General features: G+C 70.8%; 15 protein-coding genes. 5 read left to right on the forward strand and 10 right to left on the reverse strand.

The annotated features are described in order from the left end of the window. Positions 1 to 65: 65 nt before the first annotated feature. Together NS184_RS03670 and NS184_RS03675 are read left to right on the forward strand one after the other, a co-directional pair. Entirely contained in the window at positions 66 to 1,481 is a 1,416-nt protein-coding gene (locus tag NS184_RS03670; RefSeq protein WP_058724783.1) for an APC family permease, read from the forward strand. Between the two features lie 17 nt (positions 1,482 to 1,498). Next, positions 1,499 to 2,881, forward strand: a complete 1,383-nt coding sequence (locus NS184_RS03675; RefSeq protein WP_058724784.1) for an NAD-dependent succinate-semialdehyde dehydrogenase — start codon at positions 1,499 to 1,501, stop codon at positions 2,879 to 2,881. A gap of 73 nt (positions 2,882 to 2,954) precedes the next feature. Here the strand turns inward: NS184_RS03675 and glgX are convergent, their stop codons facing one another. Further along, entirely contained in the window at positions 2,955 to 4,973 is a 2,019-nt protein-coding gene (glgX, locus tag NS184_RS03680) for a glycogen debranching protein GlgX (protein ID WP_058724785.1), read from the reverse strand. A gap of 81 nt (positions 4,974 to 5,054) precedes the next feature. On the opposite strand from glgX, the gene NS184_RS03685 reads away from it, so the two are divergent. Further along, positions 5,055 to 5,507 (forward strand): hypothetical protein, encoded by a 453-nt coding sequence (locus NS184_RS03685; RefSeq protein WP_058724786.1) that lies wholly within the window; start codon positions 5,055 to 5,057, stop codon positions 5,505 to 5,507. Between the two features lie 4 nt (positions 5,508 to 5,511). Here the strand turns inward: NS184_RS03685 and NS184_RS18185 are convergent, their stop codons facing one another. The 4 genes from NS184_RS18185 to gabT all read right to left on the reverse strand — a co-directional run bounded on the left by NS184_RS18185 (position 5,512) and on the right by gabT (position 10,050). Next, positions 5,512 to 5,667 (reverse strand): hypothetical protein, encoded by a 156-nt coding sequence (locus NS184_RS18185; RefSeq protein ID WP_193750383.1) that lies wholly within the window; start codon positions 5,665 to 5,667, stop codon positions 5,512 to 5,514. 113 nt (positions 5,668 to 5,780) lie between these two features. After that, positions 5,781 to 7,148, reverse strand: a complete 1,368-nt coding sequence (locus tag NS184_RS03690; RefSeq protein WP_058724787.1) for a flavin monoamine oxidase family protein — start codon at positions 7,146 to 7,148, stop codon at positions 5,781 to 5,783. Next, positions 7,145 to 8,689, reverse strand: a complete 1,545-nt coding sequence (locus NS184_RS03695) for an NAD-dependent succinate-semialdehyde dehydrogenase (RefSeq protein ID WP_083513427.1) — start codon at positions 8,687 to 8,689, stop codon at positions 7,145 to 7,147. The genes NS184_RS03690 and NS184_RS03695 overlap by 4 nt, the downstream gene beginning before the upstream one ends. Next, a complete protein-coding gene (gene gabT / locus NS184_RS03700) occupies positions 8,686 to 10,050 on the reverse strand; it encodes a 4-aminobutyrate--2-oxoglutarate transaminase (RefSeq protein WP_058724788.1) in 1,365 nt (454 codons plus the stop codon). Before gabT ends, NS184_RS03695 begins: the two co-directional genes overlap by 4 nt. Before the next feature lie 92 nt (positions 10,051 to 10,142). Between gabT and NS184_RS03705 the strand changes: the two genes are divergently transcribed. Both NS184_RS03705 and NS184_RS03710 read left to right on the forward strand, forming a co-directional pair. Then, positions 10,143 to 11,756 (forward strand): PucR family transcriptional regulator, encoded by a 1,614-nt coding sequence (locus NS184_RS03705; RefSeq protein WP_083513428.1) that lies wholly within the window; start codon positions 10,143 to 10,145, stop codon positions 11,754 to 11,756. Positions 11,757 to 11,765: 9 nt separating this feature from the next. Next, complete coding sequence (locus tag NS184_RS03710; RefSeq protein WP_193750384.1) at positions 11,766 to 12,398, forward strand: TetR/AcrR family transcriptional regulator; 633 nt, start codon at positions 11,766 to 11,768, stop codon at positions 12,396 to 12,398. On the opposite strand, the gene NS184_RS03715 is transcribed toward NS184_RS03710, so the two are convergent. From NS184_RS03715 to NS184_RS03735, 5 genes are all read right to left on the reverse strand, one after another. Next, complete coding sequence (locus NS184_RS03715) at positions 12,388 to 12,843, reverse strand: hypothetical protein (RefSeq protein ID WP_058724790.1); 456 nt, start codon at positions 12,841 to 12,843, stop codon at positions 12,388 to 12,390. The two genes, NS184_RS03710 and NS184_RS03715, sit on opposite strands and share 11 nt — an antisense overlap. A 325-nt stretch (positions 12,844 to 13,168) precedes the next feature. Beyond that, positions 13,169 to 14,506, reverse strand: coding sequence for an ABC transporter substrate-binding protein (locus NS184_RS03720; RefSeq protein ID WP_058724791.1), 1,338 nt, complete (start codon positions 14,504 to 14,506; stop codon positions 13,169 to 13,171). Positions 14,507 to 14,594: 88 nt separating this feature from the next. Beyond that, complete coding sequence (locus NS184_RS03725) at positions 14,595 to 15,545, reverse strand: carbohydrate ABC transporter permease (RefSeq protein ID WP_242862960.1); 951 nt, start codon at positions 15,543 to 15,545, stop codon at positions 14,595 to 14,597. Continuing rightward, positions 15,542 to 16,456 (reverse strand): carbohydrate ABC transporter permease, encoded by a 915-nt coding sequence (locus tag NS184_RS03730; protein ID WP_058724792.1) that lies wholly within the window; start codon positions 16,454 to 16,456, stop codon positions 15,542 to 15,544. Before NS184_RS03730 ends, NS184_RS03725 begins: the two co-directional genes overlap by 4 nt. After that, the gene (locus NS184_RS03735) at positions 16,453 to 18,486 is read right to left on the reverse strand and encodes a beta-galactosidase (RefSeq protein ID WP_083513429.1); all 2,034 of its coding nucleotides are present in this window, start codon (positions 18,484 to 18,486) and stop codon (positions 16,453 to 16,455) included. Before NS184_RS03735 ends, NS184_RS03730 begins: the two co-directional genes overlap by 4 nt. Between the last annotated feature and the right edge of the window lie 123 nt (positions 18,487 to 18,609).

The raw sequence follows: 18,609 nt of genomic DNA on the forward strand, positions 1-18,609 counted from the left end.
CGGTCGGGGCACCGTCGCCCTGGCCCCGGCCCCGCGGCAGTGCCGCGAGCAGGAGGGAACGACCCTTGGCAACACCGACCCTCGCCACAGCGGCGTCCGGCACGACCCCTCGCGGCGGTTCCCTGAAGCGGAGCCTGGGCCTCTGGGCCATCGTCGGACTCGGGCTGGGCTACATGACCCCGACGGTCGTGTTCGACACGTTCGGCATCGTGTCCGACGAGACGAACGGTGCCGTGCCGAGCGCGTACGTCATCGCGCTCGTGATCATGCTCCTGACCGCGGTGAGCTACGGGAAGATGGTGCGGGTCTACCCGGCTGCCGGTTCGGCGTACACGTACGTGCGCGAGTCGATCCATCCCAACGCCGGCTTCATGGTGGGCTGGGCCTCCCTGCTCGACTACCTGCTGCTGCCGATGGTCAACGCGCTCATCATCCGGCTGTACCTCGAGCAGGTGTTCCCCGCGCTGCCGGCTTGGGTGACGGTCGTCGTGTACACGGTCTTCGTCACGACCGTGATCTGCCTGTCCATGCGCGGCACCTCGAACCTCAACATGGTCCTGCTCGTCGGCGCGATCCTCGCGATGATCGCGTTCGTCGTGTTCGCGGTGATCGAGCTCGTGCGCGGGGCCGGCGCGGGCACGGTCGTCAGCACCGAACCGTTCGTGCACGACGGTGTGACGATGACCGCGCTGCTCACAGGGGCCACCGTCGTCTGCTTCTCCTTCATCGGGTTCGACGCCGTGACGATGTACACGGAGGAGGCGAAGAGCATCCGGATCATGCCGAAGGCGATCCTGCTCACGGTCCTGCTCGGCGGCCTGATCTTCCTGGTGTCCGCGTACTTCGCACAGCTCCGCTTCCCGACGAACGCGCCGTTCGGGGAGTTCACCGACGACCCGCTGCCGCAGATCGGCCTGCTCGTGGGCGGTCCGGTCTTCCAGGCGATCCTCGTCGCCGCGGGCTTCGTCGCCGCCCTGGCGTCCGGCCTGGCATCCCACGCGAGCGTCGCACGCATGCTGCTCGTGATGGGCCGCAACAACGTCCTGCCGAAGAGGGTCTTCGGCTACGTCAGCCCGAAGACGCGCACGCCGATCCCGAACATCGTCATCGTCGGCGCGGTCACGCTCCTCGCGATGACCTTCTCGCTCGACACGATCTCGGCCTACATCAACTTCGGCGCCCTCATCGCGTTCACCTTCGTCAACCTGACCGTCATCGTGCACTTCGCCTGGCGCCAGGGCCGTCGGCACACCGCCCGCGACCGCTTCGCCTACATCGTGCTGCCAGGTGTCGCGATGCTCCTGACGGGTGTTCTCTGGTCTCAGCTGCACGCCGACGCGCTCATCGCCGGCGGGGTGTGGGCCGCGATCGGGTTCGTGTACCTGCTGGTCATCACGAAGGGGTTCCGGATCCAGCCCAGGGGCTTCGACGAGAACCAGCCCGTGACCGGCGTCAACAAGCAGCTGACCGACCAGGTCTGAACCACACAGGAGACACGATGAACGACACGGCCACCGTCTACGCGGTCACCGACCCGGCCACCGGGAAGACCCTCGCCACGTTCCCGACCATCACCGACGACGAGCTCCGGCAGGCGATCACGACGGCCGACGAGACGCACGCGACCTGGGCCGGGTCCACCACCGTGGCCGACCGAGCCGCACTCCTGCACCGCGTCGCCGAGCTCTACCGGGAACGCCGCGAGGACCTGGCGACGACGATCGTCCGCGAGATGGCGAAACCGATCGACCAGGCCTACGGCGAGGTGGACTTCTGCGCCGACATCTACGACTACTACGCGGAGCACGCGGAGGAGTTCCTCGCCGACGAGCCGATCACCCTGGCGGAGGGCAGCGAGGGCAGCGCCTTCGTCCGCAAGTCCTCCGTCGGCGTGCTGCTCGGCATCATGCCGTGGAACTTCCCGGCGTACCAGATCGCCCGGTTCGCCGGCCCGAACCTCGTCATCGGCAACACGGTCCTGCTGAAGCACGCCCCGCAGTGCCCGGAGTCCGCGCTCGCGATCGAGGCGGTCTTCCACGACGCCGGGTTCCCCGCGGGCGCCTACACGAACGTCTTCGCCACGAACGAGCAGGTCGCCGAAGTCATCGCCGACCCGCGCGTGCAGGGGGTGTCCCTCACGGGCTCCGCCCGGGCCGGCGCCGCCGTCGCGGAGATCGCAGGCCGCAACCTCACGAAGGTCGTGCTCGAACTCGGCGGGTCGGACCCGTTCATCCTGCTCTCCACCGACGACCTCGACACCGTGGTCGAGTCCGCCGTCGCGACCCGCCTGGAGGGCAACGGCCAGGTCTGCAACGCCGCGAAGCGCTTCCTCGTGGCCGACCACCTGTACGACGACTTCCTCGCGAAGTTCACCGCTGCGATGTCCGCCGTCGAGCCGACCGACCCGAGCGTCTCCGGCGCCGAGCTCGGCCCGCTGTCCTCCCCGACCGCGGCCGACCGGCTCGAGGCGCAGCTGGCGGCCGCGAAGGAGCAGGGCGCGACGGTCGTCACCGGCGGGGAGCGCCGCGGCAACGCCTTCACGCCGACCGTGCTGACGGACGTCACGCCGGAGAACGACGCCTACCGCGAGGAGTTCTTCGGCCCCGTCGCGGCCGTGTACCGCGTCGCCGACGAGGACGCCGCGATCGAGCTCGCGAACGACACCCCGTTCGGCCTCGGCTCGTACCTCTTCACGACCGACCCGGACCAGGCGCTCCGGGTCGCCGACCGGATCGAGGCCGGCATGGTCTACGTCAACATCGTCGGCGCGGACAGCCCCGAGCTCCCGTTCGGCGGCGTCAAGGCGAGCGGCTTCGGGCGCGAGCTCGGCCCCTTCGGGGCCGACGAGTTCGTCAACAAGAAGCTCATCCGCATCGGCTGACGGTCCGACCGGACCAGCAACGGACGGGAGGCGCGGTGCCAGCCGGCACCGCGCCTCCCGTCCGTCGTCCGGTCTAGACCAACGCCGTGAACGACGCGTCCCGCACCAGCACCGTGGCGGCGTCGCCGCCGACCGCCTGCTCCTGGTCGCTCGACAGCCCGAGCGCCCAGCTCCCGCCACCGGGCTTCTCGGGGAGCGTGAACTCCACGGTCGTGTCCGAGGCGTTGAGGAGCACCGCCACCGCGTCGTCGCCCTGCGTCAACACGAGGATGACGGCACGGTTCCCACCGTCAGCCCAGTCGGTGTCCTCGAAGCCCTGCGCGTCGGCGCGGAGCACCTGCACGGTCGACTCCGAGTCACCGGGCGCGGTCCGGTACCACTCAGGTCGGAGCGCCGGGTGCTCGCGGCGGAACGCGATCGCCGCCGTGGTGAACGCGAGCAGGTCTCGATCCGCAGCGGCCCAGTCGAACCACGAGATCTCGTCGTCCTGGCAGTAGGCGTTGTTGTTGCCGCCCTGGGAGCGGGCGATCTCGTCACCACCGAGGATCATCGGCACCCCGGCGGAGAGCAGCAGCGTCCCGAGGAAGTTCCGACGCTGGCGGTCCCGGTAGTCGTTCACCGCGCCGTCGTCGGTCGGACCCTCGATGCCGCCGTTGAACGAGGTGTTGTCGCTCTCGCCGTCGTTGTTGTCCTCGCCGTTCGCCTCGTTGTGCTTCTCGGCGTACATCGTGAGGTCGGCGAGGGTGAAGCCGTCGTGCGCGGTGATGAAGTCGACGGAGCACAGCGGCGAGCGCCGGGACCCCTCGTACACGTCCGGGCTGCCGAGGATGCGCTGGACGGCGTCGCCGAGGGTGCCCTCGTCGCCGCGCCAGAACGCGCGGAGGTCATCGCGGTACTTGCCGTTCCACTCCGACCAGTCCGCCGGGAAGCCACCGACCTGGTACCCGGCGGTGTCCCACGGCTCGGCGATCATCTTCACCTCGCGGAGCACCGGGTCCTGGTGGATGATGTCGAGGAACGCGGAGTGCTTCTCGGCCTCGCCGTCCTGGCGGGTCAGCGTCGTGGCGAGGTCGAACCGGAAGCCGTCGACGTGCATCTCCTCGACCCAGTACCGGAGCGAGTCGGTGATGAGGCCGAGCGCGGACGGGTGCGACACGTTGAGGCTGTTGCCCGTGCCGGTGGTGTCGAAGTAGTTCGCCTCGTCGCCCTCGACCAGCCGGTAGTACGACTGGTTGTCGATGCCCTTGAAGGACAGCGTCGGGCCCATGTGGTTGCCCTCGGCGGTGTGGTTGTAGACGACGTCCATGATGACCTCGAGCCCGGCGGCGTGCAGGGCCTTGACCATCTCCTTGAACTCGCGCACCTGTTGGCCCGCGGTCCCCGACGACGAGTACTCGTCGTGCGGGGCGAAGAAGCCGATGGAGTTGTAGCCCCAGTAGTTGCGGAGGCCCTTGTCGGCGAGCGTCGAGTCCTGCACGAACTGGTGCGTCGGCAGCAGCTCGACGGCGGTGATGCCGAGGTCGGTGAGGTGCTTGATCGCTGCCGGGTGCGCGAGTCCGGCGTAGGTGCCGCGGATCTCCTCGGGCACGTCCGGGTGCTGCTTCGTGAAGCCCTTGACGTGCACCTCGTACACGACGGTGTCGGCGTAGGAGGTCCCCGGGCGACTGTCGCCGTCCCAGTCGAAGTCGCGGTCGGCGACGACGGACTTCGGCATCGCAGAGGCAGAGTCGGTGTCGTCCTGCTGCTCCGGGTGCTCCATGTCGTGGCCGAAGAGCGCCTGCCCCCACTCGTAGGTGCCGTCGATCGCGGTGGCGTAGGGGTCGAGCAGGAGCTTCGCCGGGTTGTGCCGCAGGCCGTTCGCCGGGTCCCAGGCGCCGTGGACGCGGAAGCCGTAGCGGGTGCCGACGGTGACGTCCGGGACGACGTCGTGGAAGGTGTAGCCGGTGCGGTTCCGGAGCTCGGTGCGGTGCTCGGTGCCGTCCTCGTCGAAGCGGCAGAACTCGACGCGCTCGGCGGTGCTCGAGAAGAGGGCGACGTTCGCGCCTCCGTCGACGAGCGTCACGCCGAGCGGGGTGCGGGAGGAAGTGGTCATGTCGTCCTTGTACCGGTCGGCCGCTGTGACCCGGGTCGGACGTCGTACCCCGGGCGCGTCGGCCGGCCCTAGGATCGGCTCGTGACCACCGGCGATCCTCGCTCCCGCCCCACCGTCGTGACCGCTGCAGTCGTGCTCTGGCTGGTGGTGTTCGCCGTGCAGACCGTTGCCCACACCGTCCGGATCGGCGCCGAGGCCCGCGGGTTCGGCCCCTGGTCCGTGGTGCCGATCGTCCTCGGGTTCGCCGTGCTCGGCTTCTTCGCCTTCGGGGCGCTGCGGCTCGCCCGCGGGTCGGGTCGTGCTCGCTTCTGGTTGGCCGTCCTCGGCGCGGTCTCCCTCATCGGGTCCTTCGCACCGCCGTACGGACTGACCACGGCCGAGGGGATCGCCTCCACCATCGCCGCTGTGCTCCCGTACCTGCCGGGCGCACGCGGTTGGTTCCCGCCGCGGGTCCGCCGCGTCTCGCGACCCGCTCAGCCACGGGTGGTCGGCTGGGACCCGGAGACCGGGGAACCGATCCGGGCGAGCGAGTGACCGACTAGACCGACTGCGGGTCCTCGGGCTCACCGCCCGAATCGTGGTCGCTGTCCTGCGACGGGTCCTCGGTCGCATCGCCCGACGGCGACCCGTCCGGCAGGTCCTCGGTGTACTCGCGCTCGGCGTCGGACGGCTGGCTGCTGCTCGTGTCGCTCATGGCCGGGACGCTACGCGCGGCCTTCGCCGCGTCCGTCCAGGTGACCGGGAGACGGCCGGGAGGCGCGTTGCGGGCCCGCACCGCGCCTCCCGGCCGTCATCCGGTCCCGTCTCCTACGCCACCGGCTGCGGCAGTGCCGCGAGGATGTCGGCGGCCGCCTCGCGGCCCATCCGGACCGCACCGTCGACGTGCTGGTACCCGTGCCCGGCGAGGTCGCTCGACGCGAACCGCAGCGGGCCGACCGCCGCACGCTGGTCGGCGCCGTACCGGACGAGTCCACCGAGGTCGAAGCTCGCGGCGTAGGCGCCGCGGGTCCACTCCTCGGTCCCCCAGTCGCTCTCGTAGTAGACGACCGGGCGTCGCGCCTCGTCCCCGTAGTAGTGCGCGAGCGATTCGAGGACGCGGGCCTTGCGCTCCTCGGCCGACAGGGCGAAGACGTCGTCCGCGTGCTGGTCGGAGACGAAGCCGACGAGCGTGCCCTGCTCGGAGCCGTGCATCGAGTTGTCGTACGCCTCGTGCACGAGCTCGTACGGGCTGAACGCCGTGCCGGACAGTCCGGCGCCGCGCCAGAACGGCCGGTCGTAGACGGCGTGCACCTTGATGACGAAACCCATCGAGAGGTGCTGGTGGAGCTGGTGCTGCCGTCGGGGCAGCGGCGGCTCGTAGGAGATCCGGGAGTACAGGGGCGGCGGCACGGCCACGAGGGCCTGCCTCGCGCGGACCTCGACGCCGCCGTCGGCGATCGCGAGGACGCCTTCGTCGTCCCAGCGGAGGGTCCGGACCGGCGCGTTCAGGTGCACGTCGTCGCCGAGCTTCGCCGCGAGCCGTTCGGAGACCTGCTGCATCCCTCCGACGACGCGCTTGTCGAGGATGAAGTCGGCGTCGACCAGGTTCGAGAAGCTCCCCGCCGAGGCCGCCATGAGCAGGGCCTGCAGCGCGGAGAAGGTGTGCGCAGGCTTCGTCAGCATGGCGCCGGCGATGAAGAGCTCGACGTTCTCGGTCGCGACCCGGTCGTCGCTGAGCCGCCGGAGCCATCCACGGAAGGACACCTCGTCGAGCGCGGCGGCGTCGGGGGTCTCCCACGGCCGCGAGGGGTCGACCTTCGCGACGTACTCGTCCACGACCGCCACGAGCCGCTCGATCTCGGTCGCGGTGGCCTCGGGCAGCGGGAAGATGTCGCCCGTGTACTCGGTGCGGGAGCCGTGCTGGTCGATGTAGACGCTCGAGCCCTCGCGGTACCGGTCGTAGGTTGCGAGCCCGAGCTCGTCAAGGGTCTCGAGCAGGGCCGTCTGGTCCGGGGAGACCCACTGCCCGCCGATCTCGAGCGTGACGCCCTCGATGTCGTTCGTCCACGTCCGACCGCCCACGCGGTCGCGGGCCTCGAGCACGGCGACGCTCCGGCCCTGCGCGACGAGGCGGTTCGCGGCGACGAGGCCGGTCACCCCGGCGCCGATGACGACGACGTCCTTCTCGATGGTCATCGCTGCGTTCCCTTCGTGCGCCCGAACGGGTCGGGCGTCAGTGTGTACATGGTCTCGAGGTACTCGTGCAGGCCCTCGCCGCCGCCCTCGCGCCCGAGGCCGGACTGCTTGACGCCGCCGAACGGTGCGGACGCGTTCGACACGATGCCGGTGTTCAGTCCGAGCATGCCGGTCTCGAGCCGCTCCATGAGTCGCTGCCCGCGGGCGGGGTCCTCGGTGAAGGCGTACCCGACGAGGCCGTACTCGGTGTCGTTCGCCGCTGCGATGCCCTCGTCCTCGGAGGAGAACGTGCGGATCGCGAGGACCGGGCCGAAGATCTCGTCGCGGAGCAGGTCGCTCCCGGGCTGCACGTCCGTGATGACGGTCGGCGCGTAGAACGTCCCGGGGCCCTCGACGGGCTGCCCACCGGTGCACAGGGTGGCACCCCGGTCGAGGGCGTCGGTCACGAGCCGGTGCGCCTTGTCGACCGCGCGCTGGTCGATGAGCGGTCCGATCGCGACACCGTCCTCGGTCCCGCGGCCGACGGTCATCGCCCCGACGCGTTCCGTGAGACGCCGGGCGAACTCCTCGGCCACCGACTCCTGCACGATGAACCGGTTCGCCGCGGTGCACGCCTGTCCGGTGTTGCGGAACTTCGCCGCGAGGGCGCCCTCCACCGCGAGGTCGAGGTCGGCGTCCTCGAACACGAGGAACGGCGCGTTGCCGCCGAGTTCCATGCTCGTGCGGAGGACGTTCTGCGCGGCCTGCGCGAGGAGCGTCCGGCCGACGGGGGTCGACCCCGTGAACGACAGCTTCCGGAGCCGGGGGTCGCTGATGATCGGTTCCGACAGCGCTCCCGCGTGGCTCGTCGGGACGACGTTCACGACCCCGGCGGGCACCCCGGCTTCGAGCAGGAGGTCCGCGAACAGCAGGGTCGTGAGCGGGGTGAGCTCGGCCGGCTTCACGACCGCGGTGCACCCGGCGGCGAGCGCGGGGGCGATCTTGCGTGTCGCCATCGCGAGCGGGAAGTTCCAGGGGGTGATGAGGAACGTCGGCCCGACGGGCTTGTGCGTCACGATCGCTCGGCCGGAACCCTCGGGGTTGGTGCCGTAGGAGCCACCGATCCGGACGGCCTCCTCGGAGAACCACCGGAGGAACTCGCCCCCGTAGGTGACCTCGCCGTTCGCCTCGGCGAGGGGCTTGCCCATCTCGAGCGTCATGAGGAGCGCGAAGTCCGCGCGTCGCTCCTGGAGCAGGTCGAACGCCTTCCGGAGCACCTCGGCGCGCTGCCGCGGCGGGGTGGCAGCCCACGCCTGCTGGGCGGCCGCGGCGGCGTCCAGGGCGCGGACACCGTCCTCGGGGGTCGCATCAGCGATCTCGAGGAGCGTCTCCCCCGTCGACGGGTCCACGACGGGGAACGTCGCGCCGTCGGCCGCCTGCTGCCACGTACCGTCGACCAGGAGGCCCGTGGGGACCTTCGCGAGCAGCTCGCGTTCGGCGTCGGTGCGGCCGGCGGGCTGCCGGGTGTCGGTCGTGCTGTGGTCGGTCCGGGTGTCGGTCATGCTGCGGCGAGTCCTTCCAGGACGACGTCCAGGCCTTCGCCGAGGAGTGCGTCGTCGATCGCGAGCGGGGGGAGGAAGCGGAGGACGTTGCCGTACGTCCCCGCGGTGAGCGCGATCACGCCGTGCTCGTACGCGTACTTGACCACACGACCGGTGAGCGCGGCGTCGGGTTCGCCGGTCTCCGGGTCGACGAGCTCGATCGCGACCATGGCACCGCGGCCGCGGACGTCGCCGATGCGGGGGTCCTCGGCCTGTGCAGCACGGAGGCGACCGAGCAGGAGGTCGCCGATGGCCGCGGCACGCTCCACGAGCCCGTCGTGCTCGAAGGCGTCGATCGCGGCGAGCGCTGCGGCGCACGCGACGGGGTTGCCGCCGTACGTCCCGCCGAGGCCGCCGACGTGGGCTGAGTCCATGATCTCGGCCCGCCCGGTCACTGCGGAGAGCGGCATGCCGCCGGCCATCCCCTTCGCGGTCGTGACGAGGTCGGGGACGACGCCCTCGTGCTCGCTGGCGAACATCGCACCGGTGCGCGCGAACCCGGTCTGGACCTCGTCGGCGATGAAGACGACGCCGTTCGCCGTCGCCCACTCGGACAGGGCGGACAGGAAGCCGGGCGCAGGGACGACGAAGCCGCCCTCGCCCTGGATGGGCTCGATGAGGAGCGCGGCCGTGTTCTCGGCGCCGACCTGCTTCTCGATCTGGGTGATCGCGCGCTTCGCGGCCTCGGCCCCGGTCAGGCCGCCGTCGCGGAAGGGGTATGACATCGGGACGCGGTACACCTCGGGGGCGAACGGTCCGAAGCCGTTCTTGTACGGCTGGTTCTTCGCCGTCAGCGCCATCGTGAGGTTCGTCCGGCCGTGGTACGCGTGGTCGAACACGACGATCGCCTGCTTGCCGGTGTGCTTCCGGGCGATCTTCACCGCGTTCTCGACGGCCTCCGCACCGGAGTTGAACAGGGCCGTGCGCTTCTCGTGGTCGCCGGGCGTCAGTCGGTTCAGCGCCTCCGCGACCTCGACGTACCCGTCGTAGGCGGCGATCGTGAAGCACGTGTGCGTGAACGACGCGACCTGCTGCTGCACGGCCTCGACCACGCGGGGGTGGGCGTTGCCCACGCTCGTGACGGCGATGCCGGACCCCAGGTCGACGAAGGAGTTGCCGTCCGCGTCGACGACCACGCCGCCGCCGGCAGCGACGACCGCGATCGGCACCGCGACCCCGACGCCGGCGGCCACCGCGGCGCGCTTGCGGTCCATGAGCTCCCGGGAGCGGGGACCCGGCACCTCGGTGACGAGCCGGCGCTCCTGCGGCAGCGAGGGGCCACCCGTGGCGGCGCTGGTCGAGGGTGCGACGGTGGAGGTCATGCGGCGATCGTAGGAGCCTCGCGCCGGGAGCCCCACCGTCCACGGCGTACACCCGGTCCGCTCCCCTTCGCCACAGCGGATAGCATCCGTCCATGCCCGCCACGCTGCGCTCCCTGCTCCACCGCGCCGACCTCCGGCTCCGGCTGCTCACGAGCGACGATGCACCCGACCTGGACGCCCCGCTGTCCTGGCTGCACAGCTCGGACCTCGAGGACCCGACGCCGTTCCTCGCCGACGGACAGGGCCTCCTCACGACGGGCACGCAGTTCGGGGACGCCGAGGTGGGAGCGGAGATCGCCGAGGCCTACGTCGACCGGCTCCGGCGGCGCGGTGTGGTCGCGCTCGGGTTCGGCACGGAGGTCGTCCGGGCCGGCACCCCGGCGTCGCTGGTCGAGGCCTGCGACGCGCACGGTCTGCCGCTCTTCGAGGTGCCCTACGAGACGTCGTTCATCGCCGTCGCGCAGGCGAACGCCGACGCGGTGTCGCGCGAGGCCAACGCCCGGAACGCGTGGGCACTCGCGGCGCAGCGGGCGATCTCACTCGCGGCGATGCGACCGGACGGGCTCGGTGCGACGATCGCCGAGCTCTCCCGGCAGCTCGACGGGTGGGTCGGGCTGTTCGACCTGACGGGCAGGCTCGACCGCGGGTTCCCCGACCGTGCCGTCCCGGACGCCGACCTCGACGTGCTGCGGTCCGAGACGCTCCGACTGCTCCGGGCGGGGCAGCGGGCGAGCCTGCCGGTCACCACCGAGCACCGCACCGGGTACACGCTCCAGACCCTCGGCAGCGGTGGGCACCTCGCCGGGGTGCTGGCGATCCAGAACGGCGGCGCGCTCGACCGGGCAGGGCGCGAGGTCGTCACCGCCGTCATCGCCCTCGCCGGACTCGCCCTGCAGCAGAACCGCGAGCTCGCCCGGGCCCGGGGACTCCTGCGCACCGGGCTCCTCACGATGCTGTCGGTCGGCGACCCGGCCGTGGTGGACTCGACCTCGCGCGAGGTGTGGGGACCACTCCCACCGGAGCCGGTGCGGATCGCCGCCGTCGACGTGGCCGACCAGGACCTCGACGCCGTCGTCGACCTGCTCGAGCTGTGGGTGCAGGACCGTCCCGGCCGGTTGTTCTTCGCCGTCGACGACGCGCTCTTCCTCTGCGTCGGCGCGGAGGACACGGCCGTGGTCGAGGAGCTCGTCGACCGGTTCGAGCTGCACGCCGGACTCTCCGACGGAGCCTCGTACCGGTACTTCGGCCGCGCCCGCACCGAGGCCGTGCAGGCGCTCGACCGCCGCCGCGAGGGACGCCCCGGCACCACCGAGTTCGGGGACCTCGCCCGCGAGGGGGTGCTCGCCCACCTCGCCCACGTCGACGTCGACGCCGGGGCCGTGGCCCGCGCGTTCCTCGCCCCGCTCCTCGACCACGACCGCGCTTCCGGCACCGCACTCACCCGCACGGTCCGCACCTGGCTCGAGCAGAACTGCGAGTACGACCGCACCGCCCAGGCCCTCGGCGTCCACCGGCACACCGCTCGCGCCCGGGTGGAGCACGCCGGTCGGCTGCTCGACCGCGACCTCTCCGCCTTCGCGACCCGCGCCGACCTCTGGGCCGCGTTCGTCGTCGACGGCAGCAGCGGCCCGACCGGCGTCGACGGCCCGACCGGCGTCGACGGCCCGACCGGAGCCACCGGCACCGGCCGGGTGGCCGCCGTCTAGGCTGTGCGCGTGCCGACCACACCGGCCCGCCGGCGCCTCAGCCCGGCCGAGCGGGAGGCCCAGATCACCGAGGCTGCCATCGCGCTCGCGCGGGCTGACGGACTGACCGCCGTCACGCTGCGCGGGACCGCGGCCTCGGTCGGTGTCGCGCCGTCGCTCGTGGCGCACTACTTCCCCGCGATGGAGGACCTCGTCGGCGACACGTTCCGGGCGATCGCGTCCGACGAGGTCGCCGAGGTGACCCGGCTCGTGGCCCGTGAGTCCGACCCCGTCGCGCAGTTGTCCGTCCTGCTCGCCGCCGTCACCGATCCCGCCCGCGACGACGTCGCCGTCCTCTGGGCCGACGCCTGGAGCCTCGGCCGGACGAACGACGTGCTCGCCGCTGCCGCGCGCGACGTCATGGACGAGTGGCAGCGACTCGCGACCGGTGTCGTCGAGGCCGGGGTGAGCGCCGGGGTCATGCACACCGAGGACCCTGCAGCCGTCGGCCGGCTGCTCTTCGCCCTCGTCGACGCCACGAACGGCTACGCCCTCGTCGACCACCTCGACCGATCGACGCGCGACGACCTCGTCCGGAGCACGACCGCCCGCGCCGTCGGCCTCGACGCAGCCGCCCTCGGAGCGAGTCAGCTCAACGGATGAACACCCAGTTGATCGCCGCGAACACCGCTGCGGCACAGAGCGACAGGTTTCCGAGTCGTTCGTACGACGCAGCGGCCGCCGACCGCGCCGAACCGAGTTCGCGCGCATCACGCCGCACGGCCTCACGGTGGTCGCGTCGGAGCGCATGACGGAGGCGACGGGACGCATCATCCAGCTCAGCGATCTCGGACGCCGAGGGAATCGGGTCCCAGCGAGCCTCCTTGCGAAACGCTCGTTGTTCGGATCGCGACCGCGATCGCGTCCGCATCGCGAGAGTGATGAGCGTCGCACCGATCAGGCCCAGGAACACGGGAAAGCCGTTGAAGACCGAGAGGACGCCGGCAAGGTCGCGTTGCTGCGCAGCCTCTGCGAAGCGTTCCACGATTCCCCAGAGCATCGCACAGACAGCGACGATGAGAAGCAGGGTCGGGGTGACCTGGATCATCTGCAGCCGGAACCATCCCGGGCCGCTCCGACTCGGGCGGGGGGCCATCACCCGACCACTTCCGGACTCCTCGTTCTCTGCCCGCTGAACTGTCATGCGCACCCTTCGTGGACCCGGCGATCGCCGGATTGAGAATTGATCATGTCATATCGGTGATGACCTCAACTCGGCCACTCCTGCGAGCGCCCAGCGGCGCGGCAGAAGCGCGCCGCCCACTGACGCGGTGCGACCTCGCCGTGACCCCACGACGGACGGGAGGCACGGTGTCAGCCGGTACCGTGCCTCCCGTCCGTCAGCGCGTCAGCGCCTCAGCCCGTCAGGGCGTTCAGCCCTTGACCGGGATCGACTGCGCCTTGAGCGCCGCGACGGTCTTGGACTGCCCCGACCGGAGCGCCTCGAGGAGCGTGCCGTTCCCGGACGCCGCCTGGCCGAACCCGTCGGACACGTCCGAGTAGGTCTGCGTCATGGTCGGACCCCAGGTGAAGGGCTGGATGTCCTTCGCCGCGGTCGCGAACTCCTCGTAGATCTTCTGGTTGCCGTAGAAGGGGAGCCCCTCGGTCAGCGCGGGGAGGTCGGCACCGGTGGTGGACGCCGGGTAGAGGTTGGCCTCCTTGTTCAGGGCGGCGAGCGCCTCCTCCGACGTGTTCAGCCACACCAGGAACTTCGACGCCTCGGCCGGGTGCTTGCTGCCCGTGAAGACGACGTTGGACGAGCCACCCCAGGCAGCGGACTTGGTCTCACCCGCGGTCCACTGCGGCATCGGCGCGACGGCCCACTTGCCCGAGGTCGAGGGCGCACCGCTCGAGATGGTGTTCGCACCCCAGACGGCCGAGACCCAGGTCCAGTCCTGACCCTTGTCGTACGCGTTGTTCCACTGGTCGGTGAAGCTCGGCAGGGTGTTGACGAGCTTCTTGTCGATGAGGTCCTGCCAGTAGTCGGCGACCTTCTTCGACGCGCTGTCGGTGAGGTTCACCGTCCAGTCCGAGCCGGAGTTCGAGAACCACTGGCCGCCGGCCTGCGAGACGAGCCCGGCGAACTGGTTGACGTCGCCCTTGGCGAAGTTGGTGATGTTGCCGCCCATCGCCTTGATCTTGACGGCGTCCTCGGCGTACTCGTCCCAGGTCTTCGGCACGTCGAGGCCGGCCTTCTCGAAGAGGTCCTTGCGGTAGTACAGCGCCATCGGGCCGGAGTCCTGCGGCACGGCGTAGACCGACTTCGACTCGCCGAACGTGACCTGGTTCCAGAGGCCGGACGAGAAGTCCTTCTTCGCGTCGCTGATGCCGGCACAGGCACCGATGTCCTCGAGGCCGCCCTGCACCCGGAACGCCGGCAGGGTGTCGTACTCGACCTGGCCGATGTCCGGCGCCTGCTTCGCCTTGAGCTGGTTGAAGAAGTTCTGGTACGTCCCGCTGTTGCCGTTCGCGACGATGGAGACCTTGACCTGGATGTCCGGGTTCTCCTTGTTCCAGATCGCCACGACCTTGTCCATGTTGGGGACCCAGGTGGTGAAGTCGAGCGTGACCTTGCCGCTCGACGGCTTGCAGCTCGCGGCCGCGGTGTCGGAACCGCTCCCGGAGCCGCTGCCGCCGGCGCTGCAGCCGGCGAGGGCCACGGTCGCGGCGACCGCCACGGCGGCGACGCTGAGGAACTTCGTTGTCTTCATGCTGTTTCCGTTCGGATGTGGGTGGAGGGTCGAAGGTTCTGGTGGAGGCTGTCGCGGCCGGGAGGTCACCGCCGCGACGGGGTCGCTGCTACTTGAGGCCGCCGGCTCCGAGGCCGGACCGCCAGAAGCGCTGGAGGGAGAGGAACGCGACGAGCAGCGGGATGATCGAGACGAACGACCCGATGAGCACGAGGGTCCGGAGGTCCGGGTACTGGTTCACGCTCGAGTTCCACGTGTAGAGGCCGAGGGTGACGGGGAACAGCGACGAGTCGCGGAGCATCACGAGCGGCAGGAAGAAGTTGTTCCAGATCGCGACGAACTGGAACAGGAAGATCGTCACGAGCGCGGGCGACATGAGCCGCACGGCCACGGTGAAGAACGTGCGGACCTCACCGGAGCCGTCGATGCGCGCGGCCTCGATGATCTCGTCGGGCACGCTCGACGCCGCGAACAGACGCGACAGGTACACGCCGAACGGGCTGACGATGCTCGGCAGGAACACCGACCAGAACGTGTCGGTCAGGTCCACCTGGCTGAAGATGAGGAACAGCGGGAGGGCCAGTGCGGTCGCCGGGACGAGCACGCCGCCGAGGAACACGTTGAAGAGGGCCTCGCGGCCGCGGAACCGGTACTTCGCGAGCGCGTAGCCGCACATCGCGGAGAGCACGGTGCCGAGGAGCCCGGCGACGCCGGCGTAGGCGATGCTGTTGAGCATCCACCGGACGTAGACGCCGTCCTGGTACGTGAACAGCCGGCCGAGGTTGCCGACGAAGTCCTGCACGGACGAGGCGCTGAACCAGAGCGAGAACGTCGTGTTGAAGTTCGCGGTCGTCTTCGTCGACGAGACCAGCAGCCAGAAGATCGGCAGCAGGAAGTAGACGGTGAAGACGCCCATGACGAGCATCGCCGCGCCGCGCGAGATGACGCTCTCGCGTGGTCCCCGCGCTCCACGCTGGTGCGGCCTGGAGGCACGGTTCGGGTCGAGCGGACGGCCTGCGTCCGCCACGAGGTCACGTCGGGAGGGTGCGTTGACGGTCACTGGGCGGCCTTCCGCTGGGTCAGTCGGAGGAACCCGATCGACAGGACGAACGTGGCGACGGCGAGGACGACCGAGAACGCCGCGGCGAGGTTGAAGTTCGGCACCGAGGAGGTCGAGTAGACGAGCATGTTCGGCGTGAAGGTCGACGAGATCGTCGAGGTGAACTGCCGGAACACGGTCGGCTCGGTCAGGAGCTGCAGGGTGCCGATGATCGAGAACACGGCGGTCAGGACGATCGCGGGGATCACCATCGGGATCTTGATGGACCAGGCGATCCGGAACTGCGACGCACCGTCGAGCTTGGCGGCCTCGTAGATCTCGGTCGGGATCGCGAGGAGCGACGAGTAGATGATCAGCATGTTGTAGCCGACGTAGACCCACGTGACGACGTTCGCGACGGCCCAGAGCACGGTCCCGGACCCGAGGAGGTCGACCTTCGACGTGACGGCGGAGAACGGCGAGAGGTTCGGCGCGTAGAGGTAGCCCCACATGATCGCCGCGATGACCCCGGGGACGGCGTAGGGCGCGAAGAAGGCCAGGCGGAAGAACCGCTTGCCGCGCAGGAGCGGGGAGTCGAGCAGGAGCGCGAAGACCAGGGCGAGCGCGAGCATCACGGGGACCTGCACGACGCCGAACAGCAGCACGCGGAGGATCGAGCCCCAGAACTCGCTGTTCTGGAAGACGAGCACGTACTGGCTGAGGCCGCCGAACACCTGCGTCGGGGCGCCGAACGTGCCCTGGCGCTCGATCTTCAGCAGTGACTGCCACACCGCGTAGAGGATCGGGACGAGGTAGAACGCGGTGAAGAGCACGGCGAACGGCGTGACGAAGACCGCGATCGCGCGACGGTACCGGAAGCCCCCGCCGCGTCGACGTCGGGCGACCCGGGGTCGCTGGGCTGTGGTGGTCATGAACGCTTCCTGTCCGTGCGGATGATCTGGGTGCCACCGGGGGCGATGGTCGTGGTGCCGGCCACGGCGCGGTCGGCGACGAGCTCGTGGCCCGCCTCGTGGTGCTCGACCGCCCGGCCGGAGTGGTTGAGCAGGAACACCCACTCGTGCTGGTCATCACGGCGTCGGACGACCTCGAGGCCCGGCTGGGCGGCGGGGTCGGGGGTCACGCCGGCCTCGTCGAGCACCCGGCGGAGCAGGTCGGCCCGTGCTTCGTCGTCGAGGACGGTCGACACGTACCAGGCGCTCCCGGCACCGTGCGTGTTGCGGGTGACCGCGGGCGAGCCGTCGAGCGGACCCTCCGCGTAGTGCGTGACGGCCTCGGCGCCGCGGAGCTCCACCGGTTCGGACCAGGTGTGCGCACGGGTGCCGTCGGAGAGCGCGAGGGTCTGGTCGGCGGCGAGCGGGAGGAACTCGTCGACCCGGACGCCGAGCAGGTCGCGGAAGGCGCCCGGGTAGCCGCCGACGCGGACCCGGTCGCGCTCGTCGACGATGCCGCTGAAGAAGGTGACGACCGCGCTGCGGCCGGCGGCGACGTGGTCGGCGATCGCGGCGGCGTGCTCGTCGCGGACGAGGTACAGCTCGGGGACCACAACGACCGCGTAGCCGTGGAGGGGGGCACCGGGGGCGACGACGTCCACCGTCACGCCGAGGTCCCACAGCGCGCCGTGGAACGCGTGGACCTGCTCGAGGTAGCGGAGCGCGGTGGTGGGGTGTGCCTCCAGGTCGGCCGCCCACTGGTTCTCCCAGCTGAAGACGAGGGCGACGTCGGCGGCGACGCGGGAACCGCGGAGCTCGCCGAGCCGCTCGACGAGTGCGCCCAGGTCGACGACGTCCCGCCAGGTGCGGGACTCCGTGCCCGCGTGGGGCAGCAGCGCGGAGTGGAACTTCTCGCTGCCCTGCACGGACGCGCGCCACTGGAAGAAGCACACGCCGTCGGCGCCGCGGGCGATGTGCGCGGCGGTGTTCCGGAGCATCTCACCCGGGGCCTTCGCGACGTTGTGCGGCTGCCAGTTCACGGCACCCGTCGAGTGCTCCATGAGCAGCCACGGGGCGCCACCGGCGAGGCCGCGCGTCGTGTCGGCGGCGAAGGCGAGCTCGACGTGCGGCCGAGGCAGGCGGTGGTCGAGGTAGTGGTCGTTCGCGATGACGTCCATGTCGCCCGTCCACGTCCAGTAGTCCATCGCGGTGATGTGCGCGGCGACCATGAAGTTCGTGGTGACGGGCTTGTCGCTCAGGCCGCGGAGGACCTCGGCCTCGGCGCGGTGGTGCGCGAGCAGTTCGTCGGACGAGAACCGGTCGAAGTCGAGCGTCTGACCGGGGTTGGTGAACGAGAGCGTGGCGCGCGGCGGCAGGACCTGCTCCCACGCGGAGTAGCGCTGGCTCCAGAACGCGGTGCCCCAGGCTGCGTTGAGCTCCTCGACCGTGCCGTAGCGGGCCCGGAGCCAGGTCCGGAACGCCTCGGCGGAGACGTCGCAGTAGCAGTGCGCGTTGTGGCAGCCGAGTTCGTTCGAGACGTGCCACAGCTTGACGGCCGGGTGGTCGCCGTACCGCTCGGCGGTGGCTCGGACGAGCGCGAGCGCGTGCTCGCGGTAGACCGGGCTGCTCGGGCAGAACGCCTGACGTCCTCCGGGCCAGCGGGTGGTCCCGTCGGCGACGACCGGCAGGACCTCGGGGTGTGCGGTGGTCAGCCACGGTGGGGTCGACGCGGTGCCGGTGCCGAGGTCGACCCCGATGTCGGCGCCGTGCAGCAGCTCGATGACGCGGTCGAGCGCGGTGAAGTCGTACTCTCCCTGGCGCGGCTCGACGTGCGACCACCCGAACACGTTGATCGCGACGAGGTTGACGCCGGCCTCGCGCATGAGCCGGACGTCCTCGACCCAGACCTCGGGGTCCCACTGCTCGGGGTTGTAGTCGCACCCGAACGCCAGGCCGGTCGAGCCGAGGCCGAGCGCGCCGGTGGCGGCGGTCGGCTGGGTGGTGGTGGTCACGGGCGTCCTCGCTGGTCGGGGCGGCCATGCCGTCCGGTCGCGTGCGACCCCTTCGACGGCGAAGGTCACCCAGGATTCTGGGAGCGCTCCCAGCCCGCGGCGGACGAGCGGGTCCGAGTTGTT

Origin of the sequence: Curtobacterium luteum (genome assembly GCF_001475545.1) — a bacterium.
GTDB lineage: Bacteria > Actinomycetota > Actinomycetes > Actinomycetales > Microbacteriaceae > Curtobacterium > Curtobacterium luteum_A.

Excerpts from the sequence above, each read along its gene's own strand:
- NS184_RS03720 (WP_058724791.1), bottom strand. The coding sequence starts at position 14,506 with ATGAAGACAACGAAGTTCCTCAGCGTCGCCGCCGTGGCGGTCGCCGCG.
- NS184_RS18185 (WP_193750383.1), bottom strand. The coding sequence starts at position 5,667 with ATGAGCGACACGAGCAGCAGCCAGCCGTCCGACGCCGAGCGCGAGTAC.
- glgX (WP_058724785.1), bottom strand. The coding sequence starts at position 4,973 with ATGACCACTTCCTCCCGCACCCCGCTCGGCGTGACGCTCGTCGACGGA.
- gabT (WP_058724788.1), bottom strand. The coding sequence starts at position 10,050 with ATGACCTCCACCGTCGCACCCTCGACCAGCGCCGCCACGGGTGGCCCC.
- NS184_RS03730 (WP_058724792.1), bottom strand. The coding sequence starts at position 16,456 with ATGACCACCACAGCCCAGCGACCCCGGGTCGCCCGACGTCGACGCGGC.
- NS184_RS03690 (WP_058724787.1), bottom strand. The coding sequence starts at position 7,148 with ATGACCATCGAGAAGGACGTCGTCGTCATCGGCGCCGGGGTGACCGGC.
- NS184_RS03705 (WP_083513428.1), top strand. The coding sequence starts at position 10,143 with ATGCCCGCCACGCTGCGCTCCCTGCTCCACCGCGCCGACCTCCGGCTC.
- NS184_RS03715 (WP_058724790.1), bottom strand. The coding sequence starts at position 12,843 with ATGATCCAGGTCACCCCGACCCTGCTTCTCATCGTCGCTGTCTGTGCG.
- NS184_RS03695 (WP_083513427.1), bottom strand. The coding sequence starts at position 8,689 with ATGACCGACACCCGGACCGACCACAGCACGACCGACACCCGGCAGCCC.
- NS184_RS03675 (WP_058724784.1), top strand. The coding sequence starts at position 1,499 with ATGAACGACACGGCCACCGTCTACGCGGTCACCGACCCGGCCACCGGG.